This is a genomic window from Lyngbya sp. PCC 8106 (assembly GCF_000169095.1).
In the GTDB taxonomy this organism is placed as follows: domain Bacteria; phylum Cyanobacteriota; class Cyanobacteriia; order Cyanobacteriales; family Microcoleaceae; genus Capilliphycus.
In genome coordinates, this window is the sequence record NZ_AAVU01000040.1 from 21,065 (window position 1) to 39,220 (window position 18,156).

Genomic DNA, 18,156 nt, shown 5'->3' on the forward strand with positions numbered 1-18,156 from the left:
AAGTCATTGACATCCTCCTCTCCGTGAACGAAGAGGATTCCTAACAGAAAACCTACTGCAAAATATCAAATATTGATAACTGCACAGGTTTTTCTAGGTGGGTTGACGCTTCAACGGCTGCCGCTTCTTTAACAAAAGTCTGACGCTTGCCTCCACGTCCATTTAGAGTCTCCGAATGTCCTCCGGCGACCAAAATATTAACTGCTGCGTTACTATCTCTGTCGTGAACTGTTCCGCAATTTAAACAAGTCCATTCCCTGACAGAAAGATCTAATTTGCCACCAACAAAACCGCAACAAGAACATTTTTGACTTGTGGGTTCCCAACGGCTAATTACTCGAAAATCACGACCATATTTTTCAGCCTTACCCTCAAGAAAAGTTCTAAACTGTCTCCATCCTAAATCGCTAATAGCCTTAGATAGCTTGTGATTCTTGACCATCCCTGCAACGTTTAAATCCTCCAAAACAATCACTTGGTTTTCGTGAATTATTCGGGTTGACAATTTGTGCAGGAAGTCTTTACGGGTGTCTTTCATCCGAGCATAGAGCTTGGCTTTCCTGACTCTTGCTCGTTCGTACCGATTGGAACCTTTCTGTTTTCGAGATAGATTGCGGTCTAGTTTCCGCAGGTGTTTAATTCGTTTCTTCAACGGTTTGGGAGCGTCTATTTTTTCTCCTGTGCTTAGTACAGCAAATGTCTTGATTCCTAAATCAATTCCTACGCTGTTAGGTGACTCAGGCAATAGTTGTTGATTGATTTCAACAACAAAACTAAGAAAGTATCTGTTAGCTGCATCTTTAATTACAGTAACCGATGAAGGCGGGTTCGTCAAAGGTTTTGACCAGATAATCTTTAGTTTGCCAATTTTGGATAAAGATATCTTGTCTTCCTTCAATTTGAAACCACCAACTCTAAATCTAGCTGATTGTTTAGTGTTTCTTTTTTTAAACTTAGGTGGTCTAACTTTCTTTCCCTTCCGCTTACCTTTGCACGACTTAAAAAAGTTATGATAAGCCTGTTCTAAGTCGTTAAGCGATTGCTGTAAAGGGATGTTAGAGACCTATGCGCAACCACTCCCGTTCTACCGTTTTCTTGGCTTGGGTGATGAACCGTTTCTGGAGTTGAGAATTGCTCAGTTTCTTCTCTCCTGCCTTATAGAGTTCAATACAATGCGCTAAGGCATCATTCCACACAACCCGACAACAACCAAACAGTTTAGCCAATTTGGTTTGTTGCTCAGTTGTTGGGTAGATTCGGTACTGGTATCTTGATTTCATGGTATCATTGTACCATTGGTCTGCAACAACGACAATGGAGTTAAGGAAAGGAAGACACAGCATTACAGACCTCAAGATTCACGCTCGTCTGTGTAGTCAAGTACCGGAAACAAATATTAACAAGTGAAAGCCTAGATATGTAGCTAATCAACGTACACCTAAATAACTGTGAATCAATCTAGGTTAACCGTCCTAAAGGACGGGGCTTGTATCCCGCTTTTATTTCGGTCAAAATTTACCCTCGGTTTTATTTGAGGGTCTAGAAAATGAAAGATATGGTCGAGATTATCTGATGAAACTGGATCGAAAGTTAATGAACTGAGTGTTTTAAAAACAATGTGTTAAAGGATTTTGGCGTGAGTGAGTGTGAGTTCAAGTGTGTTTGCTTAACTAGCCATTTGATTGTTATCTGGTTTGATGAGGGCTTTTTGGACTTGAGATTTTCGCAAACGCATAAAGGGTTTACCTCCAATTAACCAGCTTAAATCAAATATCTGTTCTCCTCGATAGCTAATTTTACACCCAACGATAAACAATGAGAACCCTGAGATTTTAATTCCTGCCTTTTGAAAAGGACAGTGTATTTTTGGACAAGTTGTACATTTTTGCATAAGTTTTATTCCTCTCCCCACCTTATCTATAGTCCATATTTCCTCTAGTTTCAGTGATAGAGGTGCTGAAAGGAATTGACTTTGATCTTTATCCAATGTGAGATCTATCAATGCAGAATATGGGTTAAAGTCCGTTAATTGTGTGATAGCGATCAAATGAGTGAGTGATAATTATCACGAGAAACCTCCGGGAGTTTGGAAGCCCCGTGTCTTTAGACCGGGGAGGAAAAACGACACGAGCGGTTTTAACCGCCTGTATAAAAAAATTAATGGGGGTATGGTTGCCCCCAACACCCATTTCTGGGGTAATGTTTGCCTCGCCAATGTTATCGGTCGGTACTTTCCACAACACACTGTCTTACCCCTCGTAGGACTGTTTAATGCTGTGGTTCTAGAGCCGGAGACTGGCCACGCATCTCCCGCTCGGAACGTTAACTCTCACCGATAACGTAGCCCTCAAGGGACTTAGGCGGGTACTAGCTACCTAAAAAGAGAGGCGCTTCGGCCCCTGCTCTTTAGGGCGGGGTGCTGACAACTGCTGAAGTTAGAATCTGAGGCTCTCAACTTATTTTAGTCTATGCTTCGGGAGAGCTTCTGTAAACCGGATTGACACTCCCGCGCCGTAAACGGCGGGGATTCTTGGTTCAGCGAGTCCACTTAATACAGACAGGGCGACCTATCTATACCAGAGATGGATTCTCCTCAAGCGTTTTGCTCCATTTCAGAAACCTGTTTGGGTATGCCCTACCCTACAGTTCAAAACCTAAAATCTTGGTTTCTCTGTACTTGTTGCGTTGCGCGCTAATAAGCGCACAAGCTTTCCTGTGCGGAACCCCATGACTTCAGTGCGTCAAGGTGCGCTGCCTTTCGGCGACTGGGTTTTTAGTGTGGTTGATTACCCTTTCCACAAAAGAAAGTTTAACATAAAGCCGTCCTAAAGGACGGGGCTTGTATCCCAATTTTTTCGGTCATTTTCCGGATCAGTAGCTATAAACGTTTCAATTCAAGGGGTGTAACTAATTCCGGTAAGGGTAATTATCAGTATTAGACATGATATAATCTCTATAAACCTCCCCAATACCTTATGTCTGTTCCCACTTCTCTAGTTACACAGTCGCTTGATTCTCCGATTCCTGTTGATCATCTTCTGGAAGTCTTTGCTGATTTTCTCGATCTGGATGTCGGGGCGGGAGATGCAGCGACAGACACCCTGATCACCTACAAACGTCAACTGATTCAATTTCTGGACTGGTGCGATCAGAGACAGCTTCATCCGGCTGAAATTAATAAAAATGACATCAAAAAATACCGTCGTTGGATGATTGATAAAAAAGGATTTAAACCCGCAACCATTGCCTTAAAACTTTCTGTAGTACGAAGATTTTATCAAGCCGCAATGGAAAAAGGACTCCTAACTGTTAACCCCGCAACCGGGGTAAAAGCCCCTAAAGAAAAACACGATCCCGCTGAAAAAATTACCTACTTAGAAGCCTCGGAAGTAGAACAATTGTTTGCAACAATACCAGATGATGGTAGCCTGAAATCGGCACGGGATAAAGCTCTTTTGGCGATTTTAACCTTAGAAGGGCCGCGAACGGTAGAGTTGCATCGGGCGAATATTTGTGATATCGTAAGGCAGGGTAAAAATTGGGGGATTCGCGTTGAAGGAAAGCGCAATATTCGCATCGTACCCCTAACACCCGAAATCGCTCAATTGTTGAGGGTTTATCTCGAACGCCGAGAAGCCGCAGAAGGACAGCTTAAACCCTCAAGTCCGTTGTTTGTTGCCGTCGGAAATCGGGCGGGAGGAAAACGCATTTCTCGGCGGGGAATTCGTTTAATTGTCGATGGGTATCTCAAAGAAGCCCAATTAAAACAAACGCCAGGGCGGACTTTATCCACTCACAGCTTGAGACACACGGCAGGAACTTTAGCTTTGCGATCAGGGGCGGAGTTGCGTCAGGTTCAAGATTTGTTAGGACACGCCGATCCGCGAACCACTTGTATTTACGCCCACGTTGGCGATCGCTGGGAAAATAACCCCGCCTTGAAGTTGGGGATTAAATTTGAGAATGATAATCGTCAAGAAATCACGGAGAATAATAAATCGTCTGAAATTTGAGAAAAGAAGACTCAGACTTGCTTCTACTCCTTTAATATCGCATTTTACGATCCGGAGGGAAATCTAATTAAATAATTTATTGACAATCATCTTACCTATTCGGAGTTCAATTTCAACTTTGATACTCAAAGATGTTGCTTTTTTCACTCGAACCAGCACTCAATTGCTAAACGATCCGACAGCAGGAGATGACTTTGGACAGCGAATGATTGCCACTAAAGTTCCCGAAGCCGACCCAATATTTGGATTGGGAATTGTCAGCTTGATTTGGTATTTTACCCGAAAAAAAACCGTGAATTAAATCGAGCTAGATTTGATGTTGGGTGAATTAACAATTATAAATCACTCAACATCAGCCAATCTTAGTTTTGGCGATCGCCGACCTTTCAGCTTTCGATCCGGGGGAGCCTATTGGCTAGCGATAACGATTTTTTTTCATAAAAAAACCCGGCTTTTATTTTCGAGCAAACCCCCGTCCCGAAGTAGACTTTGACCAAATTATAAGTTCTCCCCGCCGTCCTCCTGCGGCGAGAAATTCTCCTCGAGGGTGCCACGACAAACAGGAAAAACCATCAACCCCATCTTCCAAGGTTTGGATGATTTTTTCGGCCGAATGCCACAAACAAACCGCTCCTTCTTCGCTTCCCGAAGCTAACAGAAACGTACCCGGTTGAAACTCAATTCCGGTGACATTTTCCCGGTGTCCTTCCAACACCCAACCTTCCCAACCCGCCTCTTCTTGAATTTGTTTTTCCCAAATAACAACCCCTTCCGCACTGGCGACAGCCAACAGCGGCGCCCCCAACACCGTCGGCGAGTCCGACCAAGCCAAAGACCGCACTTTCCCCGGAAAACCCCGCATCACCCAGGGATGGGGGTTTCCCCATTCGACCACCGCCAGGGTTCTATCGAGGTTCCCGCAGGCGATATACTTGCCATCGGGGGACCAGGCGACGGCTTGGCTGGCGGAAGGAATTTGTAATACATGGGGGTCATCCTCCCAGTTGGAACCCTGCCAAATTTTCACCCCCTGATAGCCGCCAACCGCCAATGTATCAAGGACGGGATGCCAAGCCAGACACAACACCGATGAGTCGTGAAAGTTCAACTGTGTGACTTCCCGATGGGTTTCGGCGTCCCAAATTTGCACCGTCCGACCCCGACTAAAGGCGAGTTGGTTGGTCGTTGAACTCCAGGCGAGTTGGTCAACCCAGGCGGATGTGGGGTCGAGAGGGGTGAGGGTTTGGGTGGGGAGGTGCCAAATTTTCACTACGCCATCCTGTCCCCCGGCGGCGAGATATTGACCGTCCCGAGAAAAGGACAGACAATCAATAGATTTTTCCGTCTCCGATTGTAATACGAATACCTGCTCTTTTTGATGCCAGAGGATAATTTCTCCACAGGCGGAACTGGCGGCTAGTAAACCTTCGGGCGACCATTTAACGGCGGTAATATAATCGGATAGCGTTAGGTTTTCATGGGTTTTTAATCGGGTTGAAGGGGTGCGATTTTTTTTGTTTTTGCCTAAATCAAACACTGGCGAAAGCCCTCTTTTAACTGTTCTGCGTTGAGGTTGCGACCGATAAATACTAATTCATTTTTGCGGGTTTCTTGGGGCTTCCAGGGGCGGTCGGGGATACCGTTAAACAGCATATGAACCCCCTGAAAAACGTAGCGGTGATCTTCGCCGGCAATATTCACAATTCCTTTCATTCTGAAGATATCCGGGCCTTGATTTTGCAAGAGTTCGCCGATCCATTGATTGAGTTTTTCTCCGTCTAATTCCCCGCTTTCAACTAAAGCGACAGATTTAACGGTTTCGTCGTGTTCGTGGGCGTCTTCGTTTAAAAATTCCGGGTCAATTTCTAAGGCTCGTTTCACGTCAAAGGCTCGAACCCCCAGCAACGCTTCCATTTCTAATTGGGCGTTTTGGGTGCGATAAATTTTCGCCATTGCGTTCATTTTTTTAATGCGTTTTTCCAGTTCGTCGAGTTCTTCTGGCTTGACTAAATCGACTTTATTGAGTAAAATAATATCAGCAAATGCCATTTGTTCTTGGGCTTCGTCGGCTTCCCAATGTTGCCAAATATGTTTGGCATCCACAACGGTGACAACGGCATCGAGTAACAGTTTTTCCTGCATATCCTCATCGACAAAAAAGGTTTGAATGACGGGGGCAGGGTCGGCGAGTCCGGTGGTTTCTATCACGAGATGATCGAATTTATCTCGGCGTTTCATTAAGTTGCCAATAATTCGGATTAAATCGCCCCGAACGGTGCAACAAATACAGCCGTTATTCATCTCAAATATTTCTTCATCGGCATCGATCACAAGCTGGTTATCAATGCCAACTTCTCCAAATTCATTCACAATTACCGCAACTTTTTTACCGTGTTCGTGGGTTAAAATTCGATTCAGCAATGTTGTTTTTCCCGCCCCCAAATATCCTGTTAATACGGTGACGGGAACTGTATCTTTTGCAACAGCGTTAACCATAGCTCTACCTCGGCTTTTATAAAATGATAACCATTATCGCACAAAAAGCAAGGGATTATTTTAGGGAATGGGGAGGATGGTAAACGGATGGGTTGACGGTTGGGTTTCGAGGTTAACGCTTTAAGAAACGGATGGGTTGACGGTTGGGTTTCGAGGTTAACGCTGTCACACTGGTCACTGGTCACTGGTCACTGGTCACTGTCACCTGGGGAGGTGGGGAGATCTTACCCTCTGCCCTCTGCCCTCTGCCCTCTGCCCTCTGCCTTCTGAATGGGGTTTTTAGCGATCGCCGAGCGCCTGACCGATTTTACATCCGACCTAACATTCGGTTTAGCCTTGCTGTAAAAAGGGTTGAACCGCTTCCATGACGGCTGAGGGATGTTCTTCGTGGAGTCCCAAAGAACCGGACAGGTGGCGAACTTCCACCCCTTCCAGGTTCGCGATCGCCTGCATTTCCGCTTTCGATCCCGGCGGTGCCTGGTCGCTAACGATAACCATTATCGGAGCGGGTAGCGGTTGAAACCAGTTGAGAAACTCCTCTCGCCCCGATGCGGGGTCTAGGGTACCGGTCACAAACGCCGCAGGTGCAAACCTCGCCCCCGGTTGTTGGGTGATATTCCATTTTTCCCGCATAAACTCGGGCGTCAGCAGGGTTGAGTCGGTGTAAACGTGGCGGCGATACATCAACCGCAGGAAAGCCGGAGTGGTGTTGAGTTTGTAGAGGAGTTGTCCGAAAATTGGCGATCGCACCAAATTTCGCACCGTACCAGATACCGCCGAACTCGCCCCCATCGTGGGCAGGGGACCCCGCCAAGTGGGAGCGACAAGGACGATTTTAGCAAATAAACCCGGTTGAGAAGCCGCCAACTTCATCACATAACCCGCACTATGACCGGCGGCGATCACCTTGAGGGGGGTCTGACAGACAGAGTTGACAAAATCTTTGAGAAATTGATGATAAAGCCCCGGCCGATATTGTAGCGGTAAACGGTCTGAGTCGCCAAAACCCGGCCAGTCGGGGGCGATCGCTTGAAATTGGGGGGCTAGCCTTTGAGCGAGTCCGGCCATTTCTCCACGACTGGAAACGGTACTCATCGCCGGAAGCAGCAAAACCGGATCGCCTTGTCCGAGGGTTTCGTAAACGACGGTAACGGGCTGTTCACCATTCCAGACCCATGTTTCAACCGCCCCGCCTATTTGGGGGCGAAGAGGGGTTGTGGCGGTGTTGGTCAGGACAGTCATGGGCGTTCAAATTTCCACTGAAATTATTATACAACGTCTGGGTTTTTTTCGCTCATTCTGCGGTCAATTTTTCAGCCCGGTGCGGGGGTGAATTTTTCGCCGAAAACGGTTTATTTTTGAGCGGTAAACGGCGTATAATTTCCGCCCAAGCCTTCAACAATTGTGCGCGTATTTGATTTGAGCATTTGTTGATAGGTTTCGGCATCGCTTCCGGTTTCTCCCAAACCATCTGCATATAATTCTTGCTCGGAAACTTGAATATTTGCTTCTTTGGCAACCGTTTCGAGGAGTTGAGGATTGCTCGTTGATTCTGCAAAAATCGTCGGTACATTTGCCGCTTGAATCTCCCGCACCAGTTCCCCGACTCGCGACGCAGTTGGGGCTTCATCTGTACTAAATCCCTGCAACGCCCCTTCGTAGGAAAGACCGTAAGCATTCACATAGTAACCCAGCGCATCGTGGGTGGTGACAAGCTTTTGTTGATTGGGGGGAATGGTGGAAATTTTAGACTGAATCCAACCATCAATTTCTGCAAGTTCAGCCGCGATTTGTTCGGCATTTTGTTGATAAAGTTCCGCCTTTTCTGGCTGTAAATTTGCCAAAGATTCGGCAATAACTTCGACCATTTGAATCCCATTTTCCGGATCGTGCCAAACATGAGGATCGGGGGCTAATTCTTCGCCGTGGTCGTGGCTGTGGTCGTGATTATCATTCCCATGACCGTGATCGTGGGCTTCTCCCATCAACGGTTGGGGGACGGCGACCTCGTGGACGGCAATTTTGGGGGCGGGGTTGCTTGTGGCTTCCACCAATCGAATTAAACTTGGATCGAAGTCGTACCCCGCGTATAAAATTAAATTGGCGGTATCGATCGCCTTGCGGTCCTCGGGTTTGGGCTGATAAACGTGGGGGTCTTCACCCGCTTTCACCAAACAGTTGAGGTTAACCGTTTCTTGGGCAACCTGCCGGGTTAAGTCACAAATGATACTCGTAGTGGCGACAACGGAGGGAAGAGTTACGCCAGTTTCCAAGGCGGATGGAGCAGTTGCGCCGCTCTGGTTGGTAACGTTTGGAGGTGACGAATTACACCCGACCGAGGCCCAAAGCAAGGTTAACCCCACCAGGGGCTTGAGGTTGACATTTCCTAACATGGCTGACCTCTGTTACGATAATGATTATCATTATGTTACACCAAAATGAACGATGTTAGAAGTTCTGCATCTGGCGGTCAACTACCGGGGGGTTTGTGCGGTCGAGGATGTCAGCTTTCGTCTGGAAGCGGGTCAACTGGTGGGGATTATTGGGCCGAATGGTGCGGGTAAAAGTACGATGCTGAAGGCGATGTTGGGGTTAATTCCGGCGTCTGAAGGGGTGATCCGCTATCATCAACGGTCTTTAAAAGATCAACTCTCCCAAGTTGCTTATATTCCGCAGCGATCGCAAATTGATTGGGATTATCCGATCGCGGTTAAAAATGTGGTAATGATGGCGCGTACCCGTCACACGGGATGGTTTCGATCACCTTCTCGTTACTCTCAAGAAGTGGTAAAATCGGCGTTAATGAGAGTGGGAATGTGGGAGTTTAAAGACCGACAAATTGGCGAACTTTCTGGCGGTCAACAGCAGCGCGTTTTTTTAGCCCAAGCCTTGGCACAAGAGGCGGAATTATTCTTTTTTGATGAACCGTTTGTGGGAGTGGATAAAAAGACGGAAGCGGTGATTTTTCAGGTGTTTGATGAGTTGAAACATCAGGGCAAAACTTTGTTGGTTGTCGGCCACGAATTGGGGGAAGTTTCCCGCCAGTACGATCGGTTTTTGCTGATTAACAAACACATCATCGCCGAGGGAACCCGTTCGCAAGTAATGACCGCAGAAAATCTACAAAAAGCCTACGGGGATAATGTGATTTTATTGCGGGGTTAAACTGGGTGATTATTAATGAATTGGTTGCTCGATCCGCTAAGTTTTGAATTTATGCGCCACGCCGTATTAGTGGCGGTTTTGATGGGGATTTTGTGTCCGGTTGTGGGCAGTTATTTAATTGTGCAGCGCATGGGATTGTTGGGAGATGTGATCGCCCATGCGGTTTTACCCGGACTGGCAATTGCGTTTTATTTGGGGATTGATATTTTTCTGGGAGCGTTTATTTCGGGAACAGTCAGCACGCTAATTATTGCTTGGATTCAATCCCAATCTCGGGTCAAAATAGATGTGGCTATGGCTTTAGTATTTTCGGGGTTTTTAGCCTTGGGAATTCTGCTGATTACGGTTCTTGAAAGCAAACTCGATTTGCACAGTTTTCTGTTTGGGGATATTTTGAGCGTCACCACTCGGGATGTTGTCAGAACGTTAATGATTACCCTCTTTATTTTACTCTGCGTTCGGCTGTTTTACAAGGAACTTTTGTTTTATACGTTCAATCCTTTGGGAGCGCAGGCGATGGGATTACCTGTAAATTTAATTAATATTGGCTTGGTTTCTGCGATTACCTTAACGATTATTGCCAGTATGCAGGCGGTGGGGGTTGTGTTGGTGGTTTCGCTGTTAATTGGTCCGGGAATTACGGCTTATTTGTTGGTGAAAGAATTGCATCAAATGATGGGATTGGGGGCAATTTTTGGCATTTTTAGCAGCGTGGCGGGGATGTATATTAGCTACTATCTGAATGTTCCTTCCGGGGCGGCTATTGTGTTGACGGTTTCGGGGTTATTTATTCTGGCTTTGCTGTTCAGTCCTTCTCAGGGGATTTTAACCCGTCCGGAAGCAAACAGTCCCCGATCTATTCTTCAAAAGTTCAAACAATGGAAACAATAAGAGTTATAATTCCCGATTAATTATCCGTATTTTTAGGGAGAATAATAAACCGTCTGAAATTTAATAAAATAGGTATCGGGATGATATAAAGTATAGGTGGCTTTTCCCGGTTCTCGGCCTACATTTCCCACCCCAATCACTTGTTTTTTAGAAGGGGTAAAAGTTTGAGTGGGTTGTTGTTCATTAAGAGTTAAAACGGAACTAGAAATTGAACCGGTTTGTAACTCGTACTGAAAGATTAAACCGGAACGACCACAAAATAAACGGTTGGCTTCGCCCCGTTGAAGTCGATCTAACAACGTCCAAGGGGGTGTTTGGGGGGTTAATTCATCGCCCACATTAACACTGCTTCCGTGAATCAACAAACAATCCAATTCAAAAAAGCCAAAATGTTGCTGTCTCAGCCATTGAACCGTTTCTCTCGAAACACAATCCCACAATAATTTTACCCCATCTGCTCCATATTTGTCTTTTAATTCTGTCGCCTCTACATTGCCGCCCAAACCGTACAAATTAAAACATTGTTCTTCCCACCAACCGATACAAACTTGCGGGGTTAATTCTCCGTTCCGGGGTTCTCTCACCCGTTCGACAAGCGCTTCTGTTTGGGAATTAAGTCCGACTAAATCTCCTAAAATATACAATTCTTCGAGAGGAAAATTATGTTGTTTCAAATCATTAATCACCGCTTCATAAGCCTTGAGATTCCCCTCAATTCCACTTAAAATTGCCCACATTTTAACTTGCTGTTTCCTGATAAATTTGATAAAATAGAGATGGGAATACATCCCACCCCTATCAATAGCACGCGAAAAGTTCGAGAATTAAAATTGGAGAATTGAAACTAGCCCCAACTTGGAGTATGACGGATCAAACTCATAAATTATTGGCGAGTTTTTGCATCTTCAGCAAAGACACCCCGCACCGCACTGGTAGACGTCCAAGAACCGACTTTCTGAACGCCCCGCATGACCATACACATATGGCTAGCTTCCACAACAACAGCCACACCTTTAGGCTTCAATAAACCTTGTAAAGCATCAGCAATTTGAGCGGTTAATCGTTCTTGAACTTGTAACCGTCTACCGTACATTTCACAGATGCGAGCGACTTTAGATAATCCTATCACTTTTCCATCCGGAATGTAAGCCACATGAGCGCGACCTAAAATCGGCAAAATATGATGTTCGCAAGAACTAAAAATATCGATATCTCGCACCAACACCATTTCATCGGTTTGTTCGTGAAAAATCGCTCCATTCAGCAATTCATCCAGGGATTGATGATAACCCGAGGTTAGAAATTTTCAGGCTTTAACAACCCGTTTGGGGGTATCTTTTAAGCCTTCGCGATCCGGATTTTCTCCGAGTCCTAGTAGCAACGTCCGCACCGCTTGACGCATTTCTTCTTCGGAAACCGGGAGTTCAGATTGAGTTTTTAAATTCGGTAAGTTCCCGTTTGGATTTCCTTTCGGCGAGGAGTTGGCTAAGGTCATAGATTTAGAGTTTTGTTCCTAAACTAAACGACAATTTTTTACAGTTAAATTAGACAAAAAACCAAGATTTAAAATAATTTTAAACCCATCGCTTGTGCTAATTTAGTCGGTTCTAAGATTAAACAGTTTTGCAACTGTTGACGGATTTTATGGGCTTCTAAGTGACGACCAATAAACACAATCTGGTTCTGCGGTGAATTTATCCATTCCTCAACTTGGATATCGTATCGAGGGCCGCTGAGTTGGAAAATGTGGCGCATTTCGCTATTATCAAACCAGAGAATTCCTTTTGCACGAAAGACTTCTATCGGCATTTCTTCCGTTAAAAATTTCTCAAATTTTTCAATATCAAAGGGAGAATGACTTTGGAAAGAAACAGAGATAAAACCATCATTATCTAAGTGAGGGGAATGGTGATGGTGATGTTCGTGATGGTGATGTTCTTCTGAGGCTTGATACAGTTCAACTGGGGTTAAACCAACATCTAAAACAAGCGGTAAAGGAACTTTTGCCTGTTGGGTTCTTAAAATTCTCGCACCGGGTTTAACGGTTTGAATATAAGCTTCTACTTCTTCAACTTGTTCTGGGGCGGCTAGGTCAGTTTTATTTAAAAGAACCACATCCCCATAGACAATTTGTTTGAGGGCGGCTTCACTGTCAAAATGTTCGGGAGTAAACGCTTCTGCATCGACGAGGGTAATAATAGAATCCAGGCGAGTTAGTTCTCGCAGTTCCGTCCCCAAAAAGGTTAAAATAATCGGTAACGGGTCCGCAACTCCCGTGGTTTCAATGACCATATAATCCACTTGTTCTTCTCGTTCGAGAACCCGATAAACCGCATCGACCAAACCTTCATTAATTGTGCAGCAAATACAACCGTTACTCAACTCTAGCATATCTTCTTCTGTGGAGATTAACAGTTGAGCATCAATGTTAATATCGCCAAATTCATTCACCAAAACCGCTACTTTTAAGTCCTGTTTGTTGGCGAGAATTTCATTCAACAGGGTGGTTTTTCCGCTTCCTAAAAAACCTGTAATAATGGTCACGGGCATTCCCCGTTTGGGAATATCCAGAGTGGAGGAGGGGAGAGTTTCCATAGACATTGTTAAGCCGGAAGATCTGCAAGAATGATAACAGTTATCAAAATCGAAAGCAAGTTTTTAGCGCTGACAGACGTGAGTGGGGTCATCTGCTTTTTCGGCGTATTCTAACCCCTGGGCTAAACGCCAAGCAAAAATGGGCGGTAAACCTTTCTCAATGATGGCGGCACAGGTTTTTTGATAATCATATTCAACCTCTCGCAACGTTGCCCCCTGAGTCTCGGTATCATAAATAACATAGGTGGCATTGGGGCGACCGTGACGGGGTTCTCCGACGGAACCGACGTTAATAATGTGTTTTAAGGGGGTGGTAAAACTGAGGTTTTGTTCATCGTTTAAATGGGGTTGATTAATTTTTACTTGAAGTTGACCCCCTTCTAACTTGCGTATATAAGGGATATGAGTATGACCACAAAATAACACATCCGCCTCGGCCGATAAGACTCGTTCTAGGGCGGTAAATGCGTCCATATTCGGCATTAAATATTCGTGGTTGCTGTGGGGCGAACCGTGAACAAAACAGAGATTTTCTGTTTTTAAAGTTAGGGGAAGTTGGGCTAAGAATTCGCGAGTTTCGGGATAAATATTGTTGTGCGTCCACTCGTGGGCGAAACGTCCCCGACGTTCGGCTAACAGCGACGGATAACTGCATTCACAAGCATTTAATCCTTCTACAATATCTTCATCCCAACAGCCTTGAACGGTGGGAATATCGAGGGAACGAATTTGTTCGACCACTGCATGAGGAAAGGGACCGTAACCGACTAAATCTCCCAAACAATATATTTTTTCGGCCTTTTGTTCGTCGATATCTAATAAAACAGCATTTAACGCTTCATAGTTTCCGTGAATGCAAGACAGGACTGCTATTTTCATGGGGTGACTTCCTCCTCGGTTTGTAATGAGGTTTGAATTTGTTGTTGATAATAATCAATTTGGGATTCGGGGATGAAGCAATATTTCAGGGTTTGGGAGATTTCTTTGAGTTGTAAATTAAATCCGACAATTTCCAAACCGCTAAACCGTTCGGGTCTTCCGGTTAACCACAGGGGAACCTCCAAAGCGACAAATTCTTGATTGATTGTTCCCGCTACAAAATCCCCATAAATGGATTCTCCGCTAACAATATCAAAAATTCCTTTCGCCCGAATTACTTCCCCGTAAGCTCCTTGAATAAGTTCAAACCAAAACAGGGTTAAACTCGCCCAGTCGATAATTTCTCCGGTGAGTAGGTGGCGATGAATTTGTCCGGAATAATGATTAATTTTACTGAAAGCTTCGGCAAGATTTTTATTTCCTAAAATCGCCAAATCTGCCCAGTTTTCCCATTCGGTATTTTCAGAGGATGAGGGGATAATGGCAATGCGTTTTGTGTTTAATCGGGTTAGTAAAGGTTCTACGGAAGATAGGTCGAAATGCCAGGGAATCTCGATATAAGTGGTTGATACTAACTCGGGATTAAATCGTTGTAATTCCTCGCCCGAGGTGAAAATTTGCACCAGGGGAAATTCGCAGGCGATACAAGTCCCGTCAATAACAACAGAACCTTCTCCGGGGTTGAAATAGCCAACGGGTTCTGTGGTTTTGCTAATTTGTTCTCGTATCCAGTGGGTTTTACCCGCACCTGGGGGGCCAGTAACCGCAGTAATCATCGCCGCTTCCTTTTGGTAACAATAATCATTATTATAGATATAGCAAAGAATGAGAACCATTATCAAATTATTTAGCCGGATTTATGTCTGACTTTGTTTCCGTCGCGATTATCGGTGCTGGCCCTCAAGCCTTGACCTTAGCCGCCCACCTGCTGCAAAAACAGCCAATACACCGTAAAATCAGGGTTTTTGACCCCAGTGGGGTGTGGTTGAGTCGGTGGCATCATCAGTTTGCAGCCCAGGACATTCCCCATTTGCGATCGCCTGCGGTTCATCACCCCGACCCCAACCCCTTCGCGCTGCGAAAATTTGCTGAGAATCGTTCTCACGAGTTGTTTCCGCCCTACGACTTACCGGGAACTAAACTGTTTGAAGATTTTTGTGCAGATGTCATCCAACGTTGGCAACTGGCGGCGAGGGTTTGTGCAGCGCAGGTGGTCGATCTTCTGCCGTTGCGGGGGTTGAGGGGAAGTCGGTTTGAGTTGCTTTTGGCAGACGGGCGGACGGTTCGGGCGAGACGGGTGGTTTTGGCGACGGGAGGAGGTGAGGTTCAGCTTCCCGACTGGGTGAGCAAGATTCCTTCGCCTTTTCCCCCGGAACGCCTGGTTCACAGCCAACAGGTTGATTTGCGATTGACGCGGCAGCGTCAGTGGCGAAGCCAATCGCTTTATCCGGCCGGGGAACGGGTTCTCGTCGTTGGGGGCGGTTTAACGAGCGCTCACTTGGCGCTGGGGATGATGGCGCGGGGGGCAACGGTGACGTTGATGGTGCGCCGGCAGTTGCGGGAGAAGCTGTTTGACGCCGAACCCGGCTGGTTGGGGCCGAAGTATCTCAAAGGGTTTGAAGCGGAGTCCTGTTGGCGGGTGCGATCGCAGATGATTCAACAGGCAAGAGATGGCGGTTCTATCACTCCCAGTCTGATGATACAGCTTAGACGGGCAATCCGTCAAGGAAAATTAATTCTGTTGGAAAATTGTCAGGTGAAAGCGGCAATTTGGGAGAACAATTGGCGGGTAAAATGCGATCGCGGTGAGGTTGAGTTTGACCGGATTGTGTTAGCAACGGGAACTAAACTTGATGCCAGTCAGCACCCGTTACTTCAGAAGATTTTGCCCGTTTATCCCACAGAAATTGTAGATGGTTTCCCCGTTTTAGATCGACATTTGCGCCTTCCGGGTTGCGAATTATTTGTAATGGGAGGATTGGCGGCTTTGCAACTGGGGCCGGTCGCTCGCAATCTAGCCGGGGCTAGGATGGCTTCCGGGCGAATTGTTCCGGCAATTGTTAAACCCAGTTTAGCATTAACCGCCTAAAGAATCAAGCAAATAAAGATAGGGTTTCTGTCGGTTTATAGCCGGGGAAAATTTGATTAATTTGGTTCGGTTTAACCTGAAATTGATTCAATAAAACTGTCGAAACCACTGAGCGAAAATCCGTTGTAATCGCTAAATCTCGACCTTCATAACGTTCAGATTCCGATAAACCCGGCCATTGACCATAAACTTGACCGCCTCGCAAAGACCCATTTAAAATCCACATCACATTTCCATGTCCGTGATCAGTCCCTCGATTGCCATTTTCTTCCACAGTTCGACCAAATTCTGACACAACTAAAATTGTAGTATCGGCGTAAATTTCACCCAGTCTATCCACCAATGTGACTAAACCTTCCCCTAAACTTTTTAAACGATTTGCAAGTTGACCTTGACTTGAACCTTGGTTTGCATGAGTATCCCAACCGCCAACATCCATAAATGCTAATTGAATACTCGGATCTCGCACCATTAAACTCGCAAGTTGTCGAGTTTCTCCCGCAAATCCTTTCGGAAGAGGTGCGCCATTATTTGCTTCTTCCATTTCTGCTTCGAGTTGTTTTAATAAAGTATCGCGGGCGGCGCGACCTTCTTGGTAAGCTAAACTCAGGGGATCATTACTCGCATAGAGTTGATCAAAAGCAGACTGAATTTTATCTTGATCAATCGGCAGTTTTCGGGCAGAATTTCCTTGTAAAGAGATATTGCTAGCCGACTCGTGACCTGCTAAAATTAGAGGTATGGTTGAACCCACGCTGACAGCTTCTACTGGAGTTTTTCCCGGTAAAATCCCTAACATTCGATTCATCCAACCCTCTACAGTTTTTTTGTTTCCAGGTGTACCCGACTCCATGTATTTTTGAGCATCAAAATGAGAGCGAGTTTCATCCGTTGAACCACAAGCATGAACAAAGGCTAAAGTTTTATCTTTCCACAATGGAATCAGCGAAGATAAAGCCGGATGTAAACCAAAATTTCCATCGAGATCTAACGCCCCCTTTTCCTTTCCCGGTTGTGGAATTGCTAAAGTCGGTCTAGCTTCATAATAATCAGTTTCAGTATAGGGAACCACCACATTTAAGCCATCAATTCCCCCTCGCAGAAAAATCACAACTAAACGTTTGGGGTGTTGAGTGGCGGCGAGACCTTTAGCAAACCAACCGTGAGTTCCGACAGTGGCGATCGCACTGGTTCCAACAATCCCGAAAACCTTTAAAAATTGGCGTCTATCCATAACTTATTAATCCTAAACTTGTTAATCCTATATTGATTTCGGAATTTGAGAAAATATCCTGATAGTCTTCACCCCAGCTAGAAACACCAGTTATCAACAATTGGCTACGGTGGCTTTCTTTATTATAGTTTTGAGCGTTCATTAACGACAAGATCTAGAAGGAGATTTTGCCCGACTCTCCAAAGAGATGAGAATCAGTGAATAATTTTGTCTAAATTTAATCATTGTTTTGAGGAATTAAAATGGTCTTAAAATCAGGTCAAAGCACTCATCAGGTTAAGAATTTACAACAACAATTAGAACGATTAGGATATAGTGTCGGACGATTAGGATTACCCTTCAACACACAGTTAGAAAATATAGTCAAAGCATTTCAAGCTGAACAGGGACTCCCCGTTGATGGTGTTGTGGGAGAGATCACTCAATTAAAATTACAACAAGCGATCGCTGAATTAGAACTCCTGGCAAATTCTCAAAAATCTCCGATTCCTCAACCGCCTCAAATCAATAATTCAGGAGATTTTCTCCAAGGAAATTGGTTAGAATGGCGAGTGATTACAACAAAGAAATTAAACGCTCGGAGTGGCCCTGGTTTTGAGTATAAAATTGACCTGCGTTTAACACCAGAAACCACTTTTTCTCCCCATCCAGACTACTATTATCCCCTCAAATTTGATCAAGTGGGTAAACCTTGGTTGGTGATCAGTTATCAAGGTGGGGCGTTTTTTGTTCGGGCTAATTCTAAATTTATTGAACCAGTAACAAGCTGTTAACTTTAAAAGTAGAACAGATCA

Annotated in this window: 18 protein-coding genes and 1 pseudogene; 6 read left to right on the forward strand and 13 right to left on the reverse strand. The window is 45.2% G+C overall.

Annotated features, from left to right (window positions below):
* Nucleotides 1-52 precede the first annotated feature (52 nt).
* The 3 genes from L8106_RS22195 to L8106_RS32510 form a co-directional block, all read right to left on the reverse strand.
* Nucleotides 53-1,054, reverse strand: a complete 1,002-nt coding sequence (locus L8106_RS22195) for an RNA-guided endonuclease InsQ/TnpB family protein (protein ID WP_369749448.1) — start codon at nucleotides 1,052-1,054, stop codon at nucleotides 53-55.
* Between the two features lies 1 nt (nucleotide 1,055).
* Nucleotides 1,056-1,343: a helix-turn-helix domain-containing protein gene (locus L8106_RS34585; RefSeq protein WP_009786708.1), complete on the reverse strand. Its 288-nt coding sequence runs from the start codon at nucleotides 1,341-1,343 to the stop codon at nucleotides 1,056-1,058.
* A 323-nt stretch (nucleotides 1,344-1,666) separates the two neighbouring features.
* A complete protein-coding gene (locus tag L8106_RS32510; RefSeq protein WP_009786709.1) occupies nucleotides 1,667-1,891 on the reverse strand; it encodes a hypothetical protein in 225 nt (74 codons plus the stop codon).
* Nucleotides 1,892-2,975: 1,084 nt separating this feature from the next.
* Here L8106_RS32510 and L8106_RS22210 point away from each other — a divergent pair.
* The gene (locus L8106_RS22210; protein ID WP_009786710.1) at nucleotides 2,976-4,013 is read left to right on the forward strand and encodes a tyrosine-type recombinase/integrase; all 1,038 of its coding nucleotides are present in this window, start codon (nucleotides 2,976-2,978) and stop codon (nucleotides 4,011-4,013) included.
* A 79-nt stretch (nucleotides 4,014-4,092) separates the two neighbouring features.
* Entirely contained in the window at nucleotides 4,093-4,314 is a 222-nt protein-coding gene (locus L8106_RS22215) for a hypothetical protein (protein WP_009786711.1), read from the forward strand.
* 153 nt (nucleotides 4,315-4,467) lie between these two features.
* On the opposite strand, the gene L8106_RS22220 is transcribed toward L8106_RS22215, so the two are convergent.
* From L8106_RS22220 to L8106_RS22235, 4 genes are all read right to left on the reverse strand, one after another.
* On the reverse strand, nucleotides 4,468-5,550 hold the full coding sequence (locus L8106_RS22220) for a WD40 repeat domain-containing protein (RefSeq protein WP_009786712.1): 1,083 nt from the start codon (nucleotides 5,548-5,550) through the stop codon (nucleotides 4,468-4,470).
* A complete protein-coding gene (locus L8106_RS22225; RefSeq protein ID WP_009786713.1) occupies nucleotides 5,538-6,509 on the reverse strand; it encodes a GTP-binding protein in 972 nt (323 codons plus the stop codon). The genes L8106_RS22220 and L8106_RS22225 overlap by 13 nt, the downstream gene beginning before the upstream one ends.
* 330 nt (nucleotides 6,510-6,839) lie before the next feature.
* Nucleotides 6,840-7,751 carry an alpha/beta fold hydrolase gene (locus L8106_RS22230; protein ID WP_009786714.1) on the reverse strand — a complete coding sequence of 304 codons (912 nt, stop codon included), beginning with the start codon at nucleotides 7,749-7,751 and terminating at the stop codon, nucleotides 6,840-6,842.
* Nucleotides 7,752-7,861: 110 nt separating this feature from the next.
* A complete protein-coding gene (locus L8106_RS22235) occupies nucleotides 7,862-8,902 on the reverse strand; it encodes a metal ABC transporter solute-binding protein, Zn/Mn family (RefSeq protein ID WP_009786715.1) in 1,041 nt (346 codons plus the stop codon).
* Nucleotides 8,903-8,954: 52 nt separating this feature from the next.
* Here L8106_RS22235 and L8106_RS22240 point away from each other — a divergent pair, with 52 nt between their 5' ends.
* The gene (locus L8106_RS22240) at nucleotides 8,955-9,674 is read left to right on the forward strand and encodes a metal ABC transporter ATP-binding protein (RefSeq protein WP_009786716.1); all 720 of its coding nucleotides are present in this window, start codon (nucleotides 8,955-8,957) and stop codon (nucleotides 9,672-9,674) included.
* Nucleotides 9,675-9,689: 15 nt separating this feature from the next.
* Complete coding sequence (locus tag L8106_RS22245; RefSeq protein ID WP_009786717.1) at nucleotides 9,690-10,565, forward strand: metal ABC transporter permease; 876 nt, start codon at nucleotides 9,690-9,692, stop codon at nucleotides 10,563-10,565.
* A gap of 32 nt (nucleotides 10,566-10,597) precedes the next feature.
* Here L8106_RS22245 and L8106_RS22250 read toward each other — a convergent pair whose 3' ends face one another.
* The 5 genes and pseudogenes from L8106_RS22250 to L8106_RS22270 all read right to left on the reverse strand — a co-directional run bounded on the left by L8106_RS22250 (nucleotide 10,598) and on the right by L8106_RS22270 (nucleotide 14,875).
* Nucleotides 10,598-11,302: a hypothetical protein gene (locus L8106_RS22250; protein WP_039896966.1), complete on the reverse strand. Its 705-nt coding sequence runs from the start codon at nucleotides 11,300-11,302 to the stop codon at nucleotides 10,598-10,600.
* A gap of 146 nt (nucleotides 11,303-11,448) precedes the next feature.
* A pseudogene (folE, locus tag L8106_RS22255) lies at nucleotides 11,449-12,060 on the reverse strand (GTP cyclohydrolase I FolE).
* A gap of 68 nt (nucleotides 12,061-12,128) precedes the next feature.
* Nucleotides 12,129-13,166, reverse strand: a complete 1,038-nt coding sequence (locus L8106_RS22260) for a GTP-binding protein (protein WP_050779162.1) — start codon at nucleotides 13,164-13,166, stop codon at nucleotides 12,129-12,131.
* Nucleotides 13,167-13,223: 57 nt separating this feature from the next.
* Nucleotides 13,224-14,039, reverse strand: coding sequence for a metallophosphoesterase (locus tag L8106_RS22265; RefSeq protein ID WP_009786722.1), 816 nt, complete (start codon nucleotides 14,037-14,039; stop codon nucleotides 13,224-13,226).
* Nucleotides 14,036-14,875, reverse strand: coding sequence for a hypothetical protein (locus L8106_RS22270; RefSeq protein WP_009786723.1), 840 nt, complete (start codon nucleotides 14,873-14,875; stop codon nucleotides 14,036-14,038). The genes L8106_RS22265 and L8106_RS22270 overlap by 4 nt, the downstream gene beginning before the upstream one ends.
* 23 nt (nucleotides 14,876-14,898) lie before the next feature.
* On the opposite strand from L8106_RS22270, the gene L8106_RS22275 reads away from it, so the two are divergent.
* The gene (locus L8106_RS22275) at nucleotides 14,899-16,128 is read left to right on the forward strand and encodes an FAD/NAD(P)-binding protein (RefSeq protein WP_009786724.1); all 1,230 of its coding nucleotides are present in this window, start codon (nucleotides 14,899-14,901) and stop codon (nucleotides 16,126-16,128) included.
* Between the two features lie 4 nt (nucleotides 16,129-16,132).
* On the opposite strand, the gene L8106_RS22280 is transcribed toward L8106_RS22275, so the two are convergent.
* Nucleotides 16,133-17,362 carry a DUF1501 domain-containing protein gene (locus tag L8106_RS22280; RefSeq protein WP_009786725.1) on the reverse strand — a complete coding sequence of 410 codons (1,230 nt, stop codon included), beginning with the start codon at nucleotides 17,360-17,362 and terminating at the stop codon, nucleotides 16,133-16,135.
* A 242-nt stretch (nucleotides 17,363-17,604) separates the two neighbouring features.
* On the opposite strand from L8106_RS22280, the gene L8106_RS22285 reads away from it, so the two are divergent.
* The gene (locus L8106_RS22285; RefSeq protein WP_009786727.1) at nucleotides 17,605-18,135 is read left to right on the forward strand and encodes a peptidoglycan-binding protein; all 531 of its coding nucleotides are present in this window, start codon (nucleotides 17,605-17,607) and stop codon (nucleotides 18,133-18,135) included.
* The last annotated feature ends 21 nt before the right edge of the window (nucleotides 18,136-18,156 follow it).

Coding starts and splice junctions, on each gene's coding strand:
- L8106_RS34585 (WP_009786708.1), bottom strand. CDS start 1,343: ATGCTGTGTCTTCCTTTCCTTAACTCCATTGTCGTTGTTGCAGACCAA.
- L8106_RS32510 (WP_009786709.1), bottom strand. CDS start 1,891: ATGCAAAAATGTACAACTTGTCCAAAAATACACTGTCCTTTTCAAAAG.
- L8106_RS22210 (WP_009786710.1), top strand. CDS start 2,976: ATGTCTGTTCCCACTTCTCTAGTTACACAGTCGCTTGATTCTCCGATT.
- L8106_RS22225 (WP_009786713.1), bottom strand. CDS start 6,509: ATGGTTAACGCTGTTGCAAAAGATACAGTTCCCGTCACCGTATTAACA.
- L8106_RS22230 (WP_009786714.1), bottom strand. CDS start 7,751: ATGACTGTCCTGACCAACACCGCCACAACCCCTCTTCGCCCCCAAATA.
- L8106_RS22235 (WP_009786715.1), bottom strand. CDS start 8,902: ATGTTAGGAAATGTCAACCTCAAGCCCCTGGTGGGGTTAACCTTGCTT.
- L8106_RS22240 (WP_009786716.1), top strand. CDS start 8,955: ATGTTAGAAGTTCTGCATCTGGCGGTCAACTACCGGGGGGTTTGTGCG.
- L8106_RS22245 (WP_009786717.1), top strand. CDS start 9,690: ATGAATTGGTTGCTCGATCCGCTAAGTTTTGAATTTATGCGCCACGCC.
- L8106_RS22250 (WP_039896966.1), bottom strand. CDS start 11,302: ATGTGGGCAATTTTAAGTGGAATTGAGGGGAATCTCAAGGCTTATGAA.
- L8106_RS22260 (WP_050779162.1), bottom strand. CDS start 13,166: ATGTCTATGGAAACTCTCCCCTCCTCCACTCTGGATATTCCCAAACGG.
- L8106_RS22265 (WP_009786722.1), bottom strand. CDS start 14,039: ATGAAAATAGCAGTCCTGTCTTGCATTCACGGAAACTATGAAGCGTTA.
- L8106_RS22270 (WP_009786723.1), bottom strand. CDS start 14,875: ATGGTTCTCATTCTTTGCTATATCTATAATAATGATTATTGTTACCAA.
- L8106_RS22275 (WP_009786724.1), top strand. CDS start 14,899: ATGTCTGACTTTGTTTCCGTCGCGATTATCGGTGCTGGCCCTCAAGCC.
- L8106_RS22280 (WP_009786725.1), bottom strand. CDS start 17,362: ATGGATAGACGCCAATTTTTAAAGGTTTTCGGGATTGTTGGAACCAGT.
- L8106_RS22285 (WP_009786727.1), top strand. CDS start 17,605: ATGGTCTTAAAATCAGGTCAAAGCACTCATCAGGTTAAGAATTTACAA.